At 73.1% G+C, this 17,652-nt stretch carries 14 protein-coding genes; 1 reads left to right on the top strand and 13 read right to left on the bottom strand.

Translation table 11 applies throughout. The features are described 5' to 3' along the window. Positions 1-113: 113 nt before the first annotated feature. From ACLF6P_RS05985 to ACLF6P_RS06000, 4 genes are all read right to left on the bottom strand, one after another. Positions 114-416, bottom strand: a complete 303-nt coding sequence (locus ACLF6P_RS05985; protein ID WP_415948643.1) for a TFIIB-type zinc ribbon-containing protein — start codon at positions 414-416, stop codon at positions 114-116. Positions 417-485: 69 nt separating this feature from the next. After that, positions 486-1,562: an aminoglycoside phosphotransferase family protein gene (locus ACLF6P_RS05990; RefSeq protein ID WP_415948645.1), complete on the bottom strand. Its 1,077-nt coding sequence runs from the start codon at positions 1,560-1,562 to the stop codon at positions 486-488. Between the two features lie 323 nt (positions 1,563-1,885). After that, positions 1,886-2,092: a hypothetical protein gene (locus tag ACLF6P_RS05995; RefSeq protein ID WP_415948646.1), complete on the bottom strand. Its 207-nt coding sequence runs from the start codon at positions 2,090-2,092 to the stop codon at positions 1,886-1,888. Between the two features lie 188 nt (positions 2,093-2,280). Beyond that, complete coding sequence (locus ACLF6P_RS06000) at positions 2,281-2,571, bottom strand: hypothetical protein (protein ID WP_415948648.1); 291 nt, start codon at positions 2,569-2,571, stop codon at positions 2,281-2,283. Positions 2,572-2,773: 202 nt separating this feature from the next. On the opposite strand from ACLF6P_RS06000, the gene ACLF6P_RS06005 reads away from it, so the two are divergent. Continuing rightward, positions 2,774-4,075, top strand: a complete 1,302-nt coding sequence (locus tag ACLF6P_RS06005; RefSeq protein WP_415948650.1) for a serine/threonine-protein kinase — start codon at positions 2,774-2,776, stop codon at positions 4,073-4,075. Between the two features lie 70 nt (positions 4,076-4,145). On the opposite strand, the gene ACLF6P_RS06010 is transcribed toward ACLF6P_RS06005, so the two are convergent. The 9 genes from ACLF6P_RS06010 to ACLF6P_RS06050 form a co-directional block, all read right to left on the bottom strand. After that, a complete protein-coding gene (locus ACLF6P_RS06010) occupies positions 4,146-4,892 on the bottom strand; it encodes a hypothetical protein (RefSeq protein ID WP_415948652.1) in 747 nt (248 codons plus the stop codon). Between the two features lie 89 nt (positions 4,893-4,981). Then, a complete protein-coding gene (locus ACLF6P_RS06015; RefSeq protein ID WP_415948653.1) occupies positions 4,982-5,800 on the bottom strand; it encodes a TrmH family RNA methyltransferase in 819 nt (272 codons plus the stop codon). 64 nt (positions 5,801-5,864) lie between these two features. Beyond that, the gene (gene cobA, locus ACLF6P_RS06020; RefSeq protein ID WP_415948655.1) at positions 5,865-7,106 is read right to left on the bottom strand and encodes a uroporphyrinogen-III C-methyltransferase; all 1,242 of its coding nucleotides are present in this window, start codon (positions 7,104-7,106) and stop codon (positions 5,865-5,867) included. A 144-nt stretch (positions 7,107-7,250) separates the two neighbouring features. Next, positions 7,251-11,750, bottom strand: a complete 4,500-nt coding sequence (cobT, locus tag ACLF6P_RS06025; protein ID WP_415948656.1) for a nicotinate-nucleotide--dimethylbenzimidazole phosphoribosyltransferase — start codon at positions 11,748-11,750, stop codon at positions 7,251-7,253. 444 nt (positions 11,751-12,194) lie between these two features. Then, a complete protein-coding gene (cbiE, locus tag ACLF6P_RS06030) occupies positions 12,195-13,427 on the bottom strand; it encodes a precorrin-6y C5,15-methyltransferase (decarboxylating) subunit CbiE (protein WP_415948658.1) in 1,233 nt (410 codons plus the stop codon). Between the two features lie 200 nt (positions 13,428-13,627). Continuing rightward, positions 13,628-14,275 (bottom strand): GNAT family N-acetyltransferase, encoded by a 648-nt coding sequence (locus ACLF6P_RS06035; protein ID WP_415948659.1) that lies wholly within the window; start codon positions 14,273-14,275, stop codon positions 13,628-13,630. A 179-nt stretch (positions 14,276-14,454) separates the two neighbouring features. Further along, entirely contained in the window at positions 14,455-15,285 is an 831-nt protein-coding gene (locus ACLF6P_RS06040; protein ID WP_415948660.1) for a MetQ/NlpA family ABC transporter substrate-binding protein, read from the bottom strand. A gap of 72 nt (positions 15,286-15,357) precedes the next feature. Then, entirely contained in the window at positions 15,358-16,122 is a 765-nt protein-coding gene (locus ACLF6P_RS06045; protein WP_415948661.1) for a methionine ABC transporter permease, read from the bottom strand. Beyond that, positions 16,119-17,192 carry a methionine ABC transporter ATP-binding protein gene (locus ACLF6P_RS06050; protein ID WP_415948663.1) on the bottom strand — a complete coding sequence of 358 codons (1,074 nt, stop codon included), beginning with the start codon at positions 17,190-17,192 and terminating at the stop codon, positions 16,119-16,121. The genes ACLF6P_RS06045 and ACLF6P_RS06050 overlap by 4 nt, the downstream gene beginning before the upstream one ends. Positions 17,193-17,652 lie beyond the last annotated feature (460 nt).

A 17,652-nucleotide genomic window follows, 5' to 3' on the forward strand; every position in this document is an offset into this window, starting at 1 on the left:
GAGAGCGCTTCCCTGACACGGAAGAGGTCACTGGTTCAATCCCAGTATCGCGCACCAGCGGGAAGCCCCCGGCCACATCGGCCGGGGGCTTCTTCGTGCTCACCCCATCGGGATCAGGAGGAGAACAGCATCCGGCCGAAGCCCTTCTGGCGGTGGTGGCGGTAGTGGCCGTGGTGGCCCTGCTGCGGGGCGCCCCAGGCCGGGGCGGGCGCCGCCGGGGCCGGCGGAGCCGCCGGGTAGGCCTGCGGGGCGGGCGCCGGCGGCGGAGCCTGCTGCGACCACTGGGCCTCGAGACGGGTCAGCGCCTCGAGCTCACCATAGTCGAGGAAGATGCCGCGGCAGCCGCTGCACTGCTCGATCTGAACGCCGTTGCGGTTGTACGTGTGCATCGGTGCATGGCACTTGGGGCACTGCATCGTGGGCTCAACTCCTCGCCGAGGGTGACGGTTCATCCGGATCGATGCCCGGCTTCGGTTCCCCGCAGACTACTTCGCGGATCCGCGGCCCAACTCGACGGGTAGCGCGGCGATACGGTCACAGGACTGCACCATCGTCTCCTCCACCTCGTCGAGCGCACGGCCCTCACCCGCGGCCTTCGCGAGGGCGAGGGCGGCGGTCTGGACGGTGAGGGCCCGGGCCGGGACATCGAGGGCGGTCCACGGGTCGCCTTCGGCGGGGACCGCAGGACCGCCTGCTGCCCGGTAGGCGCCGAGGAAGCGGGCCCAGTCCCCGGGCGGGAGCAGCCCGGCCGCGTACCAGGCCGCGGGGCGGGCCAGGTCCCAGGCGGGGTCGCCGGTGCCGAGGTCGTCGATGTCGATGAGCAGCCACCGCCCCTCGCGCCGGACGAGCTGGCCGAGGTGGAGATCACCGTGGCAGAGCGCGGTGGTGTGGGTCGGTGGTGCTTCGGCGCCGATCGGTGGGGTTCCGGGCTGTACCAGCGGCGCCTCGGGGTCGGACGGCGGCGCCTCGGGGTCGGACGGCGGCGCTTCGGCGCGGGCCCAGGGCGGGAGGGTGGTCCAGGCGCGTTCCACGACCGCCGCCGCGGGGTGGTGGAACGCGGTCTCGCGGTGCGCCGCCGCGGGGTGGTCGGCCGTGGCTCCGCGCTGTTCTGCCGCACGCATACGGGACAGGGCGCGGGCTGCCTTCGCCGGGCCGCGCATCGGCGGCAGGGGCGCCGGGAGTACGGCGAGGGGGATGCGGTGCAGGCGGGCCAGCAGGTCACCGGCCGCTTCCCAGGGGGCGTGTTCGGGGCGCTCCGGGTCGACGGGGGTGCCGTACGGCCAGGCAGTGAGGGGGCGGCCGTCGAGTTCCGTGCGGGGTGCGGGAATCGGCGGGAGGAGGATGCCGGCGAGCGCGGGGTGGGCGGCGACGGCAAGCCGGGTGGCGAGCCGGGCACGGTCCGTGTCGGCGGGGTGCGACTTGGCCACGAGGTCTCCGTGCCGCACCACGGTGCCGTCGGCGCGCTCGGCGAGCACGGGCGTACGGCAGCCGCAGTTCCCCGGCACGGCATGTGCCGCCTCCCGGGCCACGGCTGCAAGCGCCCGGCTCAGCACAGCCGACACGGCTCCCCCAAAGGTCGTACGTACCCGAGCCGAGAGCGTACGCCCTCGTCTTTCCCACCGGTCCCGGTTCATCCCGGACGCCCCCACCCCACCTCAGCCGTACAGGTCCGCCAAAGCCCCGGCCGTACACACCGCAACCATCACTCGAGAACCCCGACGGCGGGAGTGGGGCCCGCGAGAGCGGCGCCGGTTCAGGCACAAAAGCAGCCCGCGCAGCTCCCCAGCTGCGCGGGCCCCTTCGTGCCGTCCGCCGCACCCCCGTCCCCACGGGGTTATGGCCGTGTGTCCCCGCCCGGACCGCTCTTCCGGGCCTGGCGCGCCGCTCAGCGCCCCAGCATCACGCCCACGGACGACGCTTGTGTGACCACTGCTTCCCAGCCGCCGAAGACGACGACGAGCAGGGCCGCCAGGGGAAGAACCATGGCCGTGGCCACCAGCGGATGACGCCGGCCGGTGCGGCTGCCGCCGAACGCGGCGTACGCCCTGCGTCCCCGCGTGCGGATCATCGTCCGCGCTGCCGTGTCCGCCATGGTCCCTCTCCTGTCGTTTCTGGCAGCGGCGGGTGTCTGACCTCGGGGGACGAGTGCTGCACCCGCCGCTTGACCTCAAATCTACGGGCGCGGGGCATCCCGGTCGTCATGCCCTCGTACCGATTGCCGGGCCTCCTGCAGGAGGACCCCCACGCCCCGTGTGTACTCCCCTGGGTGGAGACAGGGACTCAGGACTTGGGGTCTTCCCGGAGGGGCCGCTTCTTCTCCGTGGCCTCTGCGGCCTCTGCGGCCTCTGCGGCCTGCTCCCGCGGGACCGGCTGTTCGACCAGGGCAAGCACGCGGGTGGCCATGAACCGCGCCGTACGCACCACGGAGCCGCTTCTCGTGACTTCACTCACTTCGACCACTCCCCTGCGCACCGCCGTTTCCACCCGGCGGCCCGCGCGGCTCGCCACCACCTCGTACGTCCTCGTCGTGTCCCCCGCGTCCACGACTATCTCGACTCGGTCACCCTTCATATGCCCAATCCCCCTTCTGCGACAGCCCGTTGGCCGGTCGGGGCGCGTGAACGGACCCGGTCCGCGCGCCTTCTGACCATGCTTCAAGTCTCCCACCCGGCACTGACAATCGATCGGCCGCCGAAGGCGCGGCCTCTGCACGCCGAGGAGCGCGGAAACGTAAGCTGTGGCTCGTCATTCAAGAGGACAGCCGGCAGCGGGGATGGACATGGCGATGATGCGGCTCCGGCGCGAGGATCCGCGGGTCGTCGGCTCGTTCCGGCTTCACCGCAGGCTCGGTGCCGGCGGGATGGGCGTCGTCTACCTCGGCTCGGACCGGCGCGGCCAGCGCGTCGCACTCAAGGTGATCCGGCCGGATCTGGCGGAGGACCAGGAGTTCCGCTCGCGCTTCGCCCGCGAGGTGTCCGCCGCGCGCAGGATCCGCGGCGGCTGTACGGCGCGGCTGGTGGCGGCGGACCTGGAGGCGGACCGGCCGTGGTTCGCCACGCAGTACGTGCCCGGGCCCTCGCTGCACGACAGGGTCGCCGAAGAGGGGCCGCTCACGGCGGCCGAAGTGGCCGCGGTGGGCTCGGCGCTCTCCGAAGGCCTGGTCGCCGTGCATGAGGCGGGGGTCGTGCACCGTGACCTGAAGCCCTCCAACATCCTCCTGTCGCCCAAGGGACCGCGGATCATCGACTTCGGTATCGCCTGGGCGACGGGTGCGTCCACGCTGACGCACGTCGGTACGGCCGTGGGCTCACCCGGTTTCCTCGCGCCCGAGCAGGTGCGCGGGCAGGCCGTCACGGCGGCGACGGACGTGTTCTCGCTCGGTGCGACGCTCGCCTACGCCTCGATGGGCGACTCCCCTTTCGGGCACGGCAGTTCCGAGGTGATGCTGTACCGCGTCGTGCACGAGGAGGCGCAGTTGCAGGGGGTGCCGGACGCGTTGGCGCCGCTCGTGCGGGCCTGTCTGGCGAAGGATCCGGAGGAGCGGCCGAGCACGCTGCAGTTGTCGCTGCGGCTGAAGGAGATCGCGGCGCGGGAGGCTCAGGCGCCGACGGACAGCCGGCCGCCGGTGCCGCGGCGGGATGCCGAGCGGCCGACGGCTCGGGTGGAGGGGCGGACGCTGCCGCAGTCGGCTTCGCGGGGGCGGTCCACCGGCACCGAGCGGCGGCGGGGTGGGGCCACTCCCCCGCCGTCCGGGTCCGGATCCGGCTCCGGCCGGCCTCCGGTTCGGCGGTCGTCGGCACCGGCGCCGACGTCTCGGGCCTCGCGACCCGGGACCGGGCGGCGGCCTGCGCCGCGCAGTGGGGCGGGGCGGGCTGCACCCCGTACGACGGGGACGGGGCGGCGGGTGCCGGCGAATCCTCGGCTGCTGCGGCAGCGGCTTTTTGTGTTCGTGGTGGTGACGTTGCTGGTCGCACTGGGGATCGCGGCGGCGCAAGGGTGTCAGGGGCCTGCTCAGGGGTTGCGGCAGGTGACGGGGGTCGCCGTTGTGGTCGAGGGGCCCGGCACATCGGGCTGATCCCGGTGTGCGTGTGCTCGGTGGCGCGCGTGCAGTGGAGCTTGCGGTGCGGGTCCACGGCTGCCCGCGGCTAGGGCGTGTCCTTCCGGACGGTCTCGGCCCGGATGCGTTCGTACTCGGCGGGGTCCTGGATCCGCCAGGCCCCCTGGCCGATGGCCAGGATTCCGCGGGCGGGCAGCGGTACCCCGCCGATGTCGGGGTTGCGGTGCAGCCGGACCGGGTGCCCGAGGTCGGTGCCGTCGAGGACGGCGCGGGCCTCGGAGATGCAGTACATCCGCGCGGGCATCAGGATGCCGTTGTGCCCGCTGGGCATCACACCGGCCATCTGCACTCTGCCAAGGCCGAGCGCACGGGCCATCAGTTCCCGGCCGCGCACCAACGCTCTCGGGCGCCAGCTCGCCAGGGGGAGCAGCGTGCTCACCGCGTTCATCGCGGTGAGCACGGGCGTGGAGTACGCGGTGAGGGACCAGTCGAGGGACGGCGAGTCCGTCGTCACCCGTAGCGAGGCGGGGCCGGTCCAGGTGACATGGATACGGGCGAATCCGGTGTGCTCGCAGGCCGGCCCGAAATACCGGGGACAGGCGGCGTCCAGGCGCGGACCGTCGACGTGGATGGACCAACGGCCGTCGGGGGTGCGGTGCCACAAGGTGCGGTACGGGCCGAAGGAGCTCTCCGGAAAGACCCGCAGCGCAAGCACGTGCCCGGAGGAGAACGGCAGGCCGAACACGCCCCAGCCCCTGGCGTACTCGTGTCCCGGCCAGGGTGGGTCTCCGCGGGATTCAGGCAGGCCGGACAGCCGGGACTCGAGGTCGATCATGACAGTCACCCCGATCGGGCCAGTGCACCGTCACATCCAGCATCCCACCGCACCACGCCGGGCACCGGCCGGAGCGGGGTGGCGCCGGGTCAGTGCTGCGGCCGCCCTGCCGTGACCGCGTAGAACGCCACCGCCGCGGCCGCTCCCACGTTGAGGGAGTCGACGCCGTGCGCCATCGGGATACGGACCCATTCGTCGGCCGCCACCAGCGCCTGCGTGGAGAGGCCATCGCCCTCCGCGCCGAGCATCAGGCCGACCCGGTCCATGCGGTGCGGCGCCATGTCGTCGAGCGCGGCGGCCTTCTCGTCCGGTGTGAGGGCGAGGAGTTTGAAGCCCGCCTCCCGTACGGTCTCCAGGGACTTCGGCCATGATTCGAGGCGCGCGTAAGGGACGGAGAAGACCGCGCCCATCGACACCTTGACCGACCGGCGGTACAGCGGGTCCGCGCAGTCCGGCGAGAGCAGCACCGCGTCCATTCCGAGGGCGGCGGCGGAGCGGAAGATCGCGCCGATGTTGGTGTGGTCGTTGACGGCCTCCATGACCACCACACGGCGGGCCGTCGTGAGGAGGTCCTCCGGGGTCGGCAGCGGCTTGCGCTGCATCGAGGCGAGGGCTCCGCGGTGGACGTGGTAGCCGGTGACGCGTTCGGCGAGGTCGGGGCTCACCGCGTAGACGGGCGCGGGCAGTTCGTCGATGACGTCGCGCATGACGTCGACCCACTTCGCGGAGAGCAGCATCGAGCGCATCTCGTAACCCGCGTCCTTGGCACGCCGGATCACCTTCTCGCCCTCGGCGATGAAGAGCCCTTCGGCCGGCTCGCGCCTGCGCCTGAGTTCTACGTCGGTGAGTCCCGTGTAGTCGCGCAGGCGCGGGTCGTCGGGGTCGTCGACTGTGATGAGATCGGCCACAGGGTGATACTGCCTTGTCCTCGGAGCGGTGCCAACGGGGTGGGGGAAAGTCCGTTACCGCTGGTTACCCGACTCGGCCCGGCGGGAGGGTCCCCGCGCCGACCGAGACGACCTCGCCGATGACGATGACGGCCGGCGGGCGGACCTCCTCGCGCTGCACGGTCTCGGCGACGCTCTCCAGCGTGGCGTCCACGCGACGCTGGGCGGCGGTCGTGCCCTCCTGGACGAGGGCCACGGGGGTGGCGGGGGCGCGGCCGCCAGCGATCAGGGTCTCGGCGATCTTTCCGATCTTGTCGACGCCCATCAGGACGACGAGGGTGCCGGTGCCCTGGGCGAGCGCCTCCCAGTTCACGAGGGAGCGCTCGTCGTCGGGCGCGACATGGCCGCTGACGACCGTGAACTCGTGGGCCACGCCCCGGTGGGTGACCGGGATGCCGGCGGCGCCGGGCACCGAGATCGAGCTGGAGATGCCGGGGACCACCGTGTACGGGATGCCCTCGGCGGCGAGCGCGAGCGCCTCCTCCATGCCGCGCCCGAAGACGAACGGGTCGCCGCCCTTGAGCCGTACGACGGACTTGCCCGCCTTGGCGTGCTCGATCAGCGCGTTGTTGATGGCCTCCTGGGCCATGAAACGGCCGTACGGGATCTTCGCGGCGTCGATCACCTCGACGTGCGGCGGGAGTTCGGCGAGCAGATCGCGCGGGCCGAGCCGGTCGGCGATCACCACGTCCGCCTCGGCGAGCAGCCGACGGCCGCGGACGGTGATCAGGTCGGGGTCGCCGGGCCCGCCGCCCACGAGCGCCACGCCCGGGGTCCTGGTGCGCTGGTGGGGTGCCACGAGCGTGCCGTCGCGCAGGCCCTCGACGACGGCGTCGCGGATGGCGGCGGTGCGGCGCGGGTCGGGGCGGTCGGTGGTGAGGACCGCGACGGTCACGCCCTCGCTGCGGCCGGTCGCGGGGGTCCAGGCGGTGGCGGCGGAGGCGTCGTCGGAGCGTACGCACCAGACGCGGCGGCTCTCGGCCTCGGCGCTCGCGGCCTCGTTGGCGGCGGGGTCGCTGCTGGCGATCAGGGCGTACCAGGCGTCGGTGAGGTCGCCGCTCTCGTACGGTCGGCGCACCCAGCGGATCTCGCCGCCGTCCGCCATCGCCTCGACGGAGGGGCTCGCCTCCGGGGCGATCAGGGTGATGTCCGCCCCGGCCGCGATGAGGGCCGGGAGGCGGCGCTGGGCGACCTGGCCGCCGCCGAGGACGACGACGCGGCGGCCGCCGAGGCGGAGGCCTACGGGGTACGCGGGGTGTTCGGCCATGGGTTTCTGCGGCTCCTCGTGCGGAGGGCTGGGTGAGCCGCTGCGGCGGTGGAGCAGCTCTGACGTGGGGTGGGTGGTGCGGAATCAGGTTACGGCGAACCGCGCGGGAGGGTGGTCCGGGCACGGCCCGGACCACCCCGGGCGCTACTTCTCGGTGACGCCGGCCGAGTCGAACGTCGCGACCTCGTGCATGGCACGCGCGGCGGACTGGACCACCGGGAGCGCGAGCAGCGCGCCCGTGCCCTCGCCGAGGCGCAGGTCGAGGTCGACCAGGGGGCGCAGGCCCAGCTTGTTCAGGGCGGCCACATGGCCGGGCTCCGCACTGCGGTGGCCCGCGATGCAGGCCGCGAGTACCTCGGGGGCGATGGCGCGGGCCACCAGGGCCGCCGCGCCGGCGCTCACCCCGTCGAGGATCACCGGTGTGCGCAGCGATGCGCCGCCCAGCAGCAGGCCGACGATGGCGGCGTGTTCGAGGCCGCCGATGGCCGCGAGGACACCGATGGGGTCGGCCGGGTCCGGCTGGTGCAGTTCCAGGGCGCGGCGTACGACATCGGTCTTGCGGGCCAGCGTCTCGTCGTTGATGCCCGTGCCACGCCCGGTGACCTCGGCCGGGTCGGCGCCGGTGAACACGGAGATCAGGGCCGCCGACGCGGTGGTGTTGGCGATGCCCATCTCGCCGGTGAGCAGCGCCTTGTTGCCGGCCGCGACCAGGTCACGGGCCGTCTCGATGCCTACCTCGATGGCCGCCTTGACCTCTTCGCGGCTCAGCGCGGGGCCGGTGGTCATGTCGGAGGTGCCCGCTCGGATCTTGCGGGGCAGCAGGCCCGGCGTCGCCGGCAGTTCGGAGGCGACACCCACGTCGATCACACAGACCTCGGCGCCGACCTGGTTGGCGAAGGCGTTGCAGACCGCGCCGCCGCCCAGGAAGTTCGCGACCATCTGGCCGGTGACCTCCTGCGGCCACGGCGTCACGCCCTGGGCGTGCACCCCGTGGTCGCCCGCGAAGATCGCGACGGCCGCGGGCTCCGGGATCGGCGGCGGGCACATCCGGGACAGCCCCGAGAGCTGCGCGGAGATGATCTCCAGCATGCCGAGCGCCCCGGCGGGCTTCGTCATCCGCTTCTGCCGCTCCCAGGCCTCGCCGAGCGCCTTGGCGTCCAGCGGGCGGATGTTGGTGATGGTCTCGGCGAGCAGGTCGTGCGGCTCCTCGCCGGGCAGCGCCCGGCGGCCGTACGTCTCCTCGTGCACGACCCAGGACAGCGGGCGGCGCTTGGACCAGCCCGCCTGCATCAGCTCGGGCTCGGCAGGGAACTCGTCCACGTATCCGACGCAGAGGTACGCCACGATGTCCAGGTGCTCGGGCAGGCCGAGCGTACGGACCATCTCGCGCTCGTCGAAGAAGCTGACCCAGCCGACGCCGAGGCCTTCGGCACGGGCCGCGAGCCACAGGTTCTCGACGGCGAGCGCAGAGGAGTACGGGGCCATCTGCGGCTGGGTGTGCCGGCCGAGGGTGTGGCGGCCGCCGCGGGTGCCGTCGGCGGTGACGACGATGTTCACCGGGGTCTCGAGGATGGCCTCGATCTTCAGTTCCTTGAACTGCTTGGCCCGGCCCTTGGGCAGCGACTTGGCGTAGGCCTCGCGCTGGCGCATGGCGAGCTCGTGCATCGTGCGCCGGGTCTCGGCGGAGCGGATGACGACGAAGTCCCAGGGCTGCGAGTGGCCGACGGAGGGCGCCGTGTGGGCCGCTTCGAGGACGCGGAGCAGGACCTCGTGCGGGATGGGGTCGCTGCGGAAACCGTTGCGGATGTCGCGCCGCTCGCGCATGACGCGCAGCACGGCCTCGCGCTCCGCCTCGGCGTAGCCGGGGGCCGCCGGGCCCTCGGGGGCCTGCGGGGCTTCGGCTTGTGGGGCTTCGGGCTGCTCCGGGACGTCCATGTTCTCGGGGGAGTCCAGTTCCGCGGGGAAGTGGAGGAGTTCGGGGGCGTCGTCCTGGGGTGCGGTGGGGATGGTTGCGTCCTCGGTGGATGCGGGCTCGGTCACTGCGGGCTCGGCGGCAGCGGGCTCGGCGGTCCGGCCGGCCCCCGCGCCTCCCGGTTCGCCGGACGGGCCAGCCTGGGCGCCCGCGTCCACGGCCTGCTCGCCTTCGGCGCCCGGTGCCGTGTCCGGGGTCGATGCGGGCTGGGTGGGCGCGGTGGACTGGGTGGCGGGCGCGGGCTGGGTCGCCGGGGCGGCGGACTCGGCGGCGATGTCCGCCGGGGCGGGCTCGGCGGCGGCGTTCGCCGCCACGACGGCTTCCGGCGTGGCAGTGGGCTCGCTACCGGGCTCCGGCTCGACGACGGATTCCATGACGACGGCCTCCCCGGCCGCCTGCGGCTCGGCCGTCGGTTCTTCGGTGACGGGCTGTCCGGGGGTGGCCTGCGGATCCGGGGCGGCCTGCGGGTCGGTTACGAGCTGCGCCTCGGCGGTGTGGTCCGTGGGCGCGGACTGTCCCGTGGTCTGCGGGTCGACTACGGCCTGCGGCTCGGCCCCGGACTCCGGGGCGGTCCCGGCTGCCGGGTCCTCGGCACCTTCCTGCTCCTGCGTCTGCTGCTGACTCGACTCGGTCGCCTCCGCGGCCGTCTCCAGCTCGCCCTCGCGAGGAGCCGGTACGGATGTGGCGACGTCCGGGCCGGGCTCGGCGGCCGGGGGCGAGGCGGGCGCCTGGTCCTGCGTGGTAGGGACGGAGGGCGCCTGGTCCTGCGCAGCGGGGGCGGCCGTGGCCTGGTCGGGCTCGGACGGAGCGACCGCCTCCCCGGCCGGAGCGGATGCGGGTGCGGCCACAAGCTCCGCCTCCGGCTGCTCCTGCGCCGCCACAGCGGCGTCCGGAGCGGCCACGGACGCGTCCGCTGCCGGCGCGGCGGAATCCTGCGCGGGTACGTCGGTTGCCGCAGCCTGCACGGTGGCCTCGGGCGCCGGACCGGCGGCCGCGGGCGCCGATGCGGCGGACATCGGATCAGGCGCTGCGGCCTGCGGACCGGCCGCAACGGCCTGCGGATCGGTCGCGGCGGCCTGCGCATCCGGCACCGGGCTCTGCGGGTTCGGCGCGGCGGGCTCCGGCGCCTGGGCGGCGGTGTCCTGTGCCGGGACCTCTGCCGGGACCTCTGCCTGGGCCCCGGCCTGCTGCTCCTGGGCAGCGCCCTGCTGCACGTGCGCGGCAGCTTCCTGCTCCGGCCCGGACGGGCTCTCCGCCCGTACGGCCGATTCCTCGGCCGGTACGACGAGATCCTCCGGCACCTGCAGCGGCTGGGGCGGCGTGGGCGCGAGGTGCGGCGTGGACGGGAGGACGCCGTCCACGGGAACGAACTCGCCGATGGGCCCCGGGTCCTGCGGGTTGAGCCCGGCCGGCAGCGGCTCGCCCGCCTCGGCACCTGTGGCAGCCGCCTCGCCGGGACCGGACGGCCCGGATGCGTCGGAGGTCGCGGCACCCGACGCCGGATCGACACCGACGGCTTCGGGGGCAACCTCACCCACAGCAGCACCGCCACCTGGCAGGCCGGGACCACCGGTCTGCTCACCGCCCGCGTACTGCACCGGACCGAGGTGCGCCTGCGGCCCCGCCGCGGGCTCCGCGCCCTCACCGGGCACCGGCAGCCGAGCGGCCTCGGGCGCCGGCGCCTGGGAAGCCTCGGCCATCTGCCCCGCGTACGCCTGTCCGGCATCGCCGGGCAGTCCGGCCGCGGGGAACGCGCCCGCACCGGCGTGCGCCGGCTCGGGCACCCCGAGGAGTTCCGCGCCCTGCGGGACGGGAGCCGCCTGGAGGCCCGCCGCCGCCTGCGCGGCGCGGAACGCCTCCACGTCGGGGGTGGCCGGCGTGGCACCGGCCGGGCGGCCCTGCGGGACGACCGTTTCTGCGGGCTGCGGCTGTGGGGCCTGCGGCCAGGGGGTTGCGGCCTGCGCCGGGATCTCGCCGAGCTGCGGGCCGGGCAGCGAGGCGGCCGGGTCCGCGCCGGGTACGGCCGGGTCAACCGCGCGCGGTACGTCGAGGTATTCGGGGCCGCTGGTGGGCGGACCGCTGCGGCGCTCCGGCGGGGGGCCGGCCGGTCCTCGGTCGGCCAGGGACCGCACCGGGCTGGGCATCGCGGGGGCGCCCGGCGCGGGCGGGCCGAGGTGCAGCGGGCGGCGGGCCGGGGTCTCCTTGGCGGCGTTCGTCTGCGCCGCCCCGCCTCCCGCGGCGGGGGCGAAGCCCTGCCCGCCCGTGGACTGCGCGGCTGCCGGAGCCTGCGGGCCGCCCTGCGGCCGGGCGTCCGGCGCCTGGCCGTCGGCCGATCCGTACACGGGAGCGCCGTGCGCCCCGGGAGCAGCGGCGGCACCGGAAGGGCCGGGGGGACCGGGGGTACCGGGAACTCCGGACACACCGGACGCACCGGGCGCGCCGGAGGCCTCAGGAGTACCGGGCTCCGCCACATACCCCTCGGGTTCCTGCGCCGGACGTTCCTCCGTCCAGGCACCCTGCGCACCGGGCATGAGCAGCAGATCGTCCTCGTCGGCAGCGCCGCCGGAGGCTTCGGGGAAGGTGTGCGCACCCGGAGCGGGAACCCCTGGCCTGCCCACCGTGCCCGCGTCCTGAGGCAGTCCCTCGCCCGGGACCTGGCCGGTGTCGGTCATGCGTACCCCTCGCCCATCGGTCGTACTTCTCCTTCGGCCGGCTGCCCGGGCGGTGAAGCACCCGCCCGAGAACAAGAACGAGCGTGCACGCCGCGCGGCACGTACGACTCGTCGACAAAGCGCCAAAGGCATCGGCGCCCAAGGCATTGTCGCGGCCGGACCACCCTCGTGACGAGCAGATCCACCACAGCCCGCTGTGGACTGCGCCACGTCGCGCGTCCTCCGGTCCCGCCGTACCACACGCACCCCAAACCGGGCGCGTTTTCCGGACATTGACGTATGAAGCGACGAACAGCCGGGAGCAGTACAACGATCGGCCAGCCTACCGCGAGCGGCGGCACCCCAAGGTCGCGGGGCGGTTTTGGGACGCCTCCTGAGCAGCCCTGACCGGCCTCGCTCCCCGAGGGCCGGAAATCGGCCCTCGGTCCCGCCTTCAGTCCCGGTTCAGTCCCCGTTCCCGCTCGGGCGTTCGGCCGTGATGACGAAGGCCACGGCGCGCTCGCGCTCGGTCCAGGCGCGGGTGTCGAGCTCCACGGACTGCAGGAGCGAGCACTCGACCGCATAGCCGTGTTCTGTCAGGTCCCGGCCGACGAGTTCGGCCTCGTCGCGGGTGGCGGCGTGGGTGACGATGCGTTCGGGGCGACGGTCGGCGACCGCGGAGACCACCGCGGCTCCGCCGCCCCCGACCCGTACGACATCGGGTTCCGGCAGGTCCTCCAGTACGTGGGGGGCCGTGCCGTGCACGGTCTGCAGCTGGACGCGGAAGCGGCGGGCCAGGGACTCGGCGCGGGCGCAGGCCTCCGGGTCGCGGTCGACGGCGATGACCGCGGCACCGAAGCGTGCGGCCTCGGCGGCGAAGACCCCGGCGCCGCTGCCGATGTCCCAGACGAGGTCGCCCACGCGGGGCCCGAGCCGGGCGAGCTGGATCGCGCGTACCCGTTCGCTCTCCCCCTCGCCGAGCCTGCCGACCGGCCCGCCGCCGAGCCCGTCACCGAACGCGGGGGCGGGCAGCGCCCACCCGCGCGGTGCGCCGGCCGGTTCGCGGCCCGCGATCCAGCCGGTGTCGGCGGTGACCGGGCCGCCGATGACGATCACGACGTTGGGATCGCGCCAGGTGTGGTCGGCCGCCTTGTCGGAGGTGACGACGGAGACCTGCTCGCGGGCGGTGCCGAGCTCCTCGCAGATCACGAACGTGCGCTGGACCGGCCCGAGCAGCAGCCCGAGTTCGGCGGGTCCGGCACCGGGCGAGGTGAGGACGGCGACCTTGGTGTGGGCACGGCAGACGTTGACGGCGCGGCGCAGGGTGCGGCGGTGGGCGACGACGACCTGGGCGTCGTCCCAGGGCATCCCGGCGCGCGCGAAGGCCTGGGCGACGGAGGAGACCGCGGGCACCACCTCGACCTCGAGTCCGAACGCGGGGGCGCGCAGGGTCCGTACGACGCCGAAGAATCCCGGATCGCCGTCCGCGAGCACCACGGCCGTACCGCGGTGGCGTGCGATCCGCCGTCCGGCGAGGGAGACGCTGCCGAGGCGGATCCGCTCGGCGCCCGCGGGGATCTCGGGCAGTGCGAGATGGTGGGCGGCGCCGGCCACGAGGGTGGCGGCACCGAGTGCGGAGCGGGCCGCGTCGGTCAGCGGGGAGCCGTCCCAGCCGATCACCGTGACGCGGTCGGCCATGGTCGTCAGTCTCCTGCGGTACTCGGGGTTCGTCGAGGCACCGGTGAGCGTACCTGGTGAGCGGGCTGCGGGACCGTGTGCGGCGGATCAGGTCCGGGCCGGAACCGGATCAGGTCCGGGTCGGAGCCGGGCCAGGTCAGGTCAGGTCAGGTCAGGTCAGGGAAGGGCCGGTTCCGGATCAGCTCCGGGTCCGTTCCGGGTCAGTTCCACTCCGAGTACGCCGAGTATCCGGAGGCGTCGGCGAGCTGGTCGGTGAGGCCTTCGAGGTCCTCGGGCAGCAGGCTCCACACGATGTAGTCGGTGCGGAAGTCGCTCCAGGTGCCGTCCTCACCTCTCGTACGCGCTATGCAGGCGCCACGGAGCACACCTTCGCTGATGCAGCCGATCTTCTGGGCGACCTGCTGGGAGGCCGTGTTGTCGGCGGCCGTGCGCAGTTCGATGCGCTCCATGCCCTGGTCACGGAAGAGCCACTGCGCGGTGGCGAGGGAGGCCTCGGCCGCGTAGCCCTCGCCACGGGCCCAGGGCGCGATGATGTACGAGAGTTCGGTGGACCGGACCCGCCAGTTGGTCTTCGCGAGCTGGACGATGCCGACGAGCCGCTGGGTGAGGAACTCGGTGACGGCGAGGTCGATCCCGCGGCCTGCCGCGCGCTGGGTGGGGGCGTACTCGCTGATCCACCGGGCCGCGTCGGCCTCGGCGTACGGCTGCGGTACGGCGGTCCAGGCGCCGACCATCTCGTCGTTCATCATCTCGGCGAGGCCGGGGGCGTCGGCGTCCTCGAGGGTGCGCAGCACGAGGCGCTCCGTGCTGATGGAGATGTCGGGGAACATCGGGTGAGCCGTGGTCATCGCGCCGCTCCGTCACTACAGGCTGCTGAAAGGTGCTCAGCATCAGGCCGGTCATGCCGCTGAAGAGCCCAGCATGCAGCATCGGAGCACATAACTGCACCACAGGGCCCGCACCTTGGAGGTGCGGGCCCTGTGGTAAAGACCTCGACGCGGTGTCAGATCCCTTGGTGCCAGGGGCCTCAGAAGGCGGACTCGACCGCGCCGTCGAACGTGTCGTCGAGGTACTTGCGGACCTCGTCCGAGTTGAGAAGCTTCGCGAGCTTCTTGACGCGCGGGTCGTCCTCCTGGCCCTTCTTGACCACGAGGCCGTTCGCGTACGGGTTCCCCTTGGCCGTCTCGCTGACGAGGGCGTCGGACTCCGGGCTCAGGCCGGCCTCGACGGCGTAGTTGCCGTTGATGACCGCGGCGTCCACATCGGCGAGCGAGCGGGGCAGCTGGGCCGCCTCGATCTCCTTGAACTTGAGGTTCCTGGGGTTCTCGGCGATGTCCGCGGGCGTCGCGTCGAGTCCGGCGTCGGCCTTGAGCTCGATGATGCCGTGGGCGTCGAGCAGCTTGAGCGCGCGGCCCTCGTTGGTGGTGTCGTTGGGCAGCGCGAGGGTCGCACCGTCCGCCAGCTCGTCCGCGTTCTTCACCTTCTTCGAGTAGAGGCCGAGCGGCTCCAGGTGGACGTCGTTCACCCAGACCAGGTCGGTGCCGTTCTTCTTGTTGAAGTCGTCGAGGTACGGCTTGTGCTGGAAGAAGTTGGCGCCGACGGAGCCGTCCTGGGTCGCGATGTTCGGCTGGACGTAGTCCGTGAACTCCTTGACCTCCAGGTCGAGCCCCTCCTTCTTCGCCAGGTTGTCCTTGACGTAGTTGAGGATGTCGGCGTGCGGGGTGGGGCTCGCGGCGACGATCAGCGGGCCGTCGGCGTCGGCCGTGCCCGATCCGTCCTCGGAGCCGCAGGCCGCGAGGCCGAGGGTGAGGGCTCCGGTGGCGAGGACGGCGGTGGTGATCTTGGCAGTGTTACGCACGAAAAGTGCCTTTCTCCAATGGGTGGTGCGACCCGGCGCGAGGTGGCCGGGGGCGTTGCGGTGAGGTGTGGTTCAGGAGGCCTTGGTCGGCTCGGCGGCCGCGACGGGTGCCGGGGCGGTCACTTCGACGGGCGCGGGGGCGTTACGGAGCAGACGGAGCCTGGGGGCGGTGGAACCGCGGCCGCGTCGGGAGGCGGCGCGCGCGGCGTAGTCGCCGGCGAACTGGATCACGGAGATCACGAGGGCGAGGATCACGATGGTCACCCACATGAGGCCGGTCTCGAAGCGCTGGTAGCCGTAGGTGATGGCGATGTTGCCGAGTCCGCCGCCGCCGACCGCGCCGGCCATCGCCGAGTAGCCGATGAGGGCGACGACGGTGGTGGTGGCGCCGGAGATCAGTGAGGGCAGCGCCTCGGGGACGAGGACCTTGCGCACGACGGCCCAGGTGTTGCCGCCCATCGACTGCACGGCCTCGACGAGTCCGTGGTCGACCTCGCGTACGGAGGTCTCGACGAGACGCGCGAAGAACGGGATGGCGCCGATCGCGAGCGGCACGATCGCGGCCTCGACGCCGATGGTGGTGCCGGTGATGGACCGGGTGAGCGGCATCAGGGCGACCATCAGGATGATGAACGGCATCGAGCGGCCGATGTTCACGATCTGGCCGACGACCTTGTTCACGGCGGTGTTCTGCAGCAGTCCGCCGCGGTCGGTGAGGACCAGGAGGACACCGAGCGGCAGACCACCGGCGATCGCGATCAGCGTGGACCAGCCGACCATGCGCAGGGTTTCCCAGGAGGCGGTCTCCAGGAGCGGCTGCATCTCGTTCCAGGTCACTTGGCGGCCCCTTCCTCGAGCAGCAGCGCGCCGGTGGTGCTCCCGGCGGCCGACTGCGGGGCCGCCGCCTCGCCGGCGAGCTCCACCTGGAGGCCCTGTTCACGCAGGAAGCCGATCGGGACGACGTTCTCCTCGTAGTGCCCGGGCAGTTCGATCCGCATCCGGCCGATCTGCCTGCCGCCGACGGTGTCCATTGCCGCGCCGAGGATCGATATGTCGATGTTGTACGTACGGGAGAGCTGGGAGATGACCGGCTGGGTGGCGGCCTCGCCGTGGAAGGTGACGTCGATGACGGTGCGGTCGGCGTCGGCCGCCTCGCCGCTGACCGGGAAGAGCGCGTCGGCGAGCTGGGAGCCGGGGGTGGCCAGCAGTTCGGCGACCGTGCCCGATTCGACGATCCGGCCGCGTTCCATGAGCGCGGCGGAGTCGCAGACGGACTTGACGACGTCCATCTCGTGCGTGATCAGGAGGACCGTGAGGCCGAGTTGGCGGTTCAGGTCGCGGATCAGCTGGAGGATCGAGCGGGTGGTCTCGGGGTCGAGGGCGCTGGTGGCCTCGTCGGAGAGCAGCACCTTGGGATCGCCGGCCAGGGCGCGGGCGATGCCGACGCGCTGCTTCTGGCCGCCGGAGAGCTGGCTCGGGTAGTTCCTGGCCTTGTCGGCGAGGCCGACGAGGTCGAGGAGTTCGAGCGCCTTGCGTGAGCGCTCCCTACCGGGGACGCCGAGGATCTCGAGGGGCACTTCGACGTTGCCCTGCACGGTGCGCGAGGACAGCAGGTTGAAGTGCTGGAAGACCATGCCGATCCGGCTGCGGGCCTCGCGCAGCTCCTTGCCGGCGCGCGGTCCGCGTCCGACGAGCGCGGTGAGGTCGACGCCGTCCACGGTCACCGTGCCGGAGGTGGGCTTCTCCAGGAGGTTGACGCAGCGGATCAGGGAGGACTTTCCGGCACCGGACTGGCCTATGACGCCGTACACCTCGCCCTCGCGTACGTGGAGGTCCACTCCGTCGAGGGCGGTTACTTCACGACCGCGTGAGCGGTAGGTCTTGGTCAGACCGGAAGTGGTGATCACTGGGGGGTTCCGTCACTGTCGAGTGCGCGGCGCAGGGGTGTGCCGGGCACGGGGCATTACTTCTTCTGATGATTCGCGGAGGTTCGGGGAGATGCGGCAGGTGCTCGATGAATCCGGATGAACCTGGAGGAATCGTGAGACTTCGGCAGTCGGGCACCACCGTCGGTCACGGCAGAGGCCGTGCTGCGGCGGGAGGTACGCCGGGGGGCCGGATCCGTCCTGCGGCCTGGGGCCGGAACGCGGATCGGCGGGCTCGCTTCGGGGCGCGAGAGAAGTCGTGGTGCGGGGGCCCTCTAGAAGGCGCGCATTCGACACATGCGACGAGCACCGGGCGTCATCATCGCCTCGGTCGCAAGGGTGCGGCTGCTCGTCGTGGTCATGGGCCCCAGTAAAGCAGACATACCTACGAGCCGATCACGGCTGTCCGCATTCCGGACAGATCAGTCCCCACCGCGGACAC

It is taken from the genome of Streptomyces lothianensis (assembly GCF_047779955.1).
Classification (GTDB): domain Bacteria; phylum Actinomycetota; class Actinomycetes; order Streptomycetales; family Streptomycetaceae; genus Streptomyces.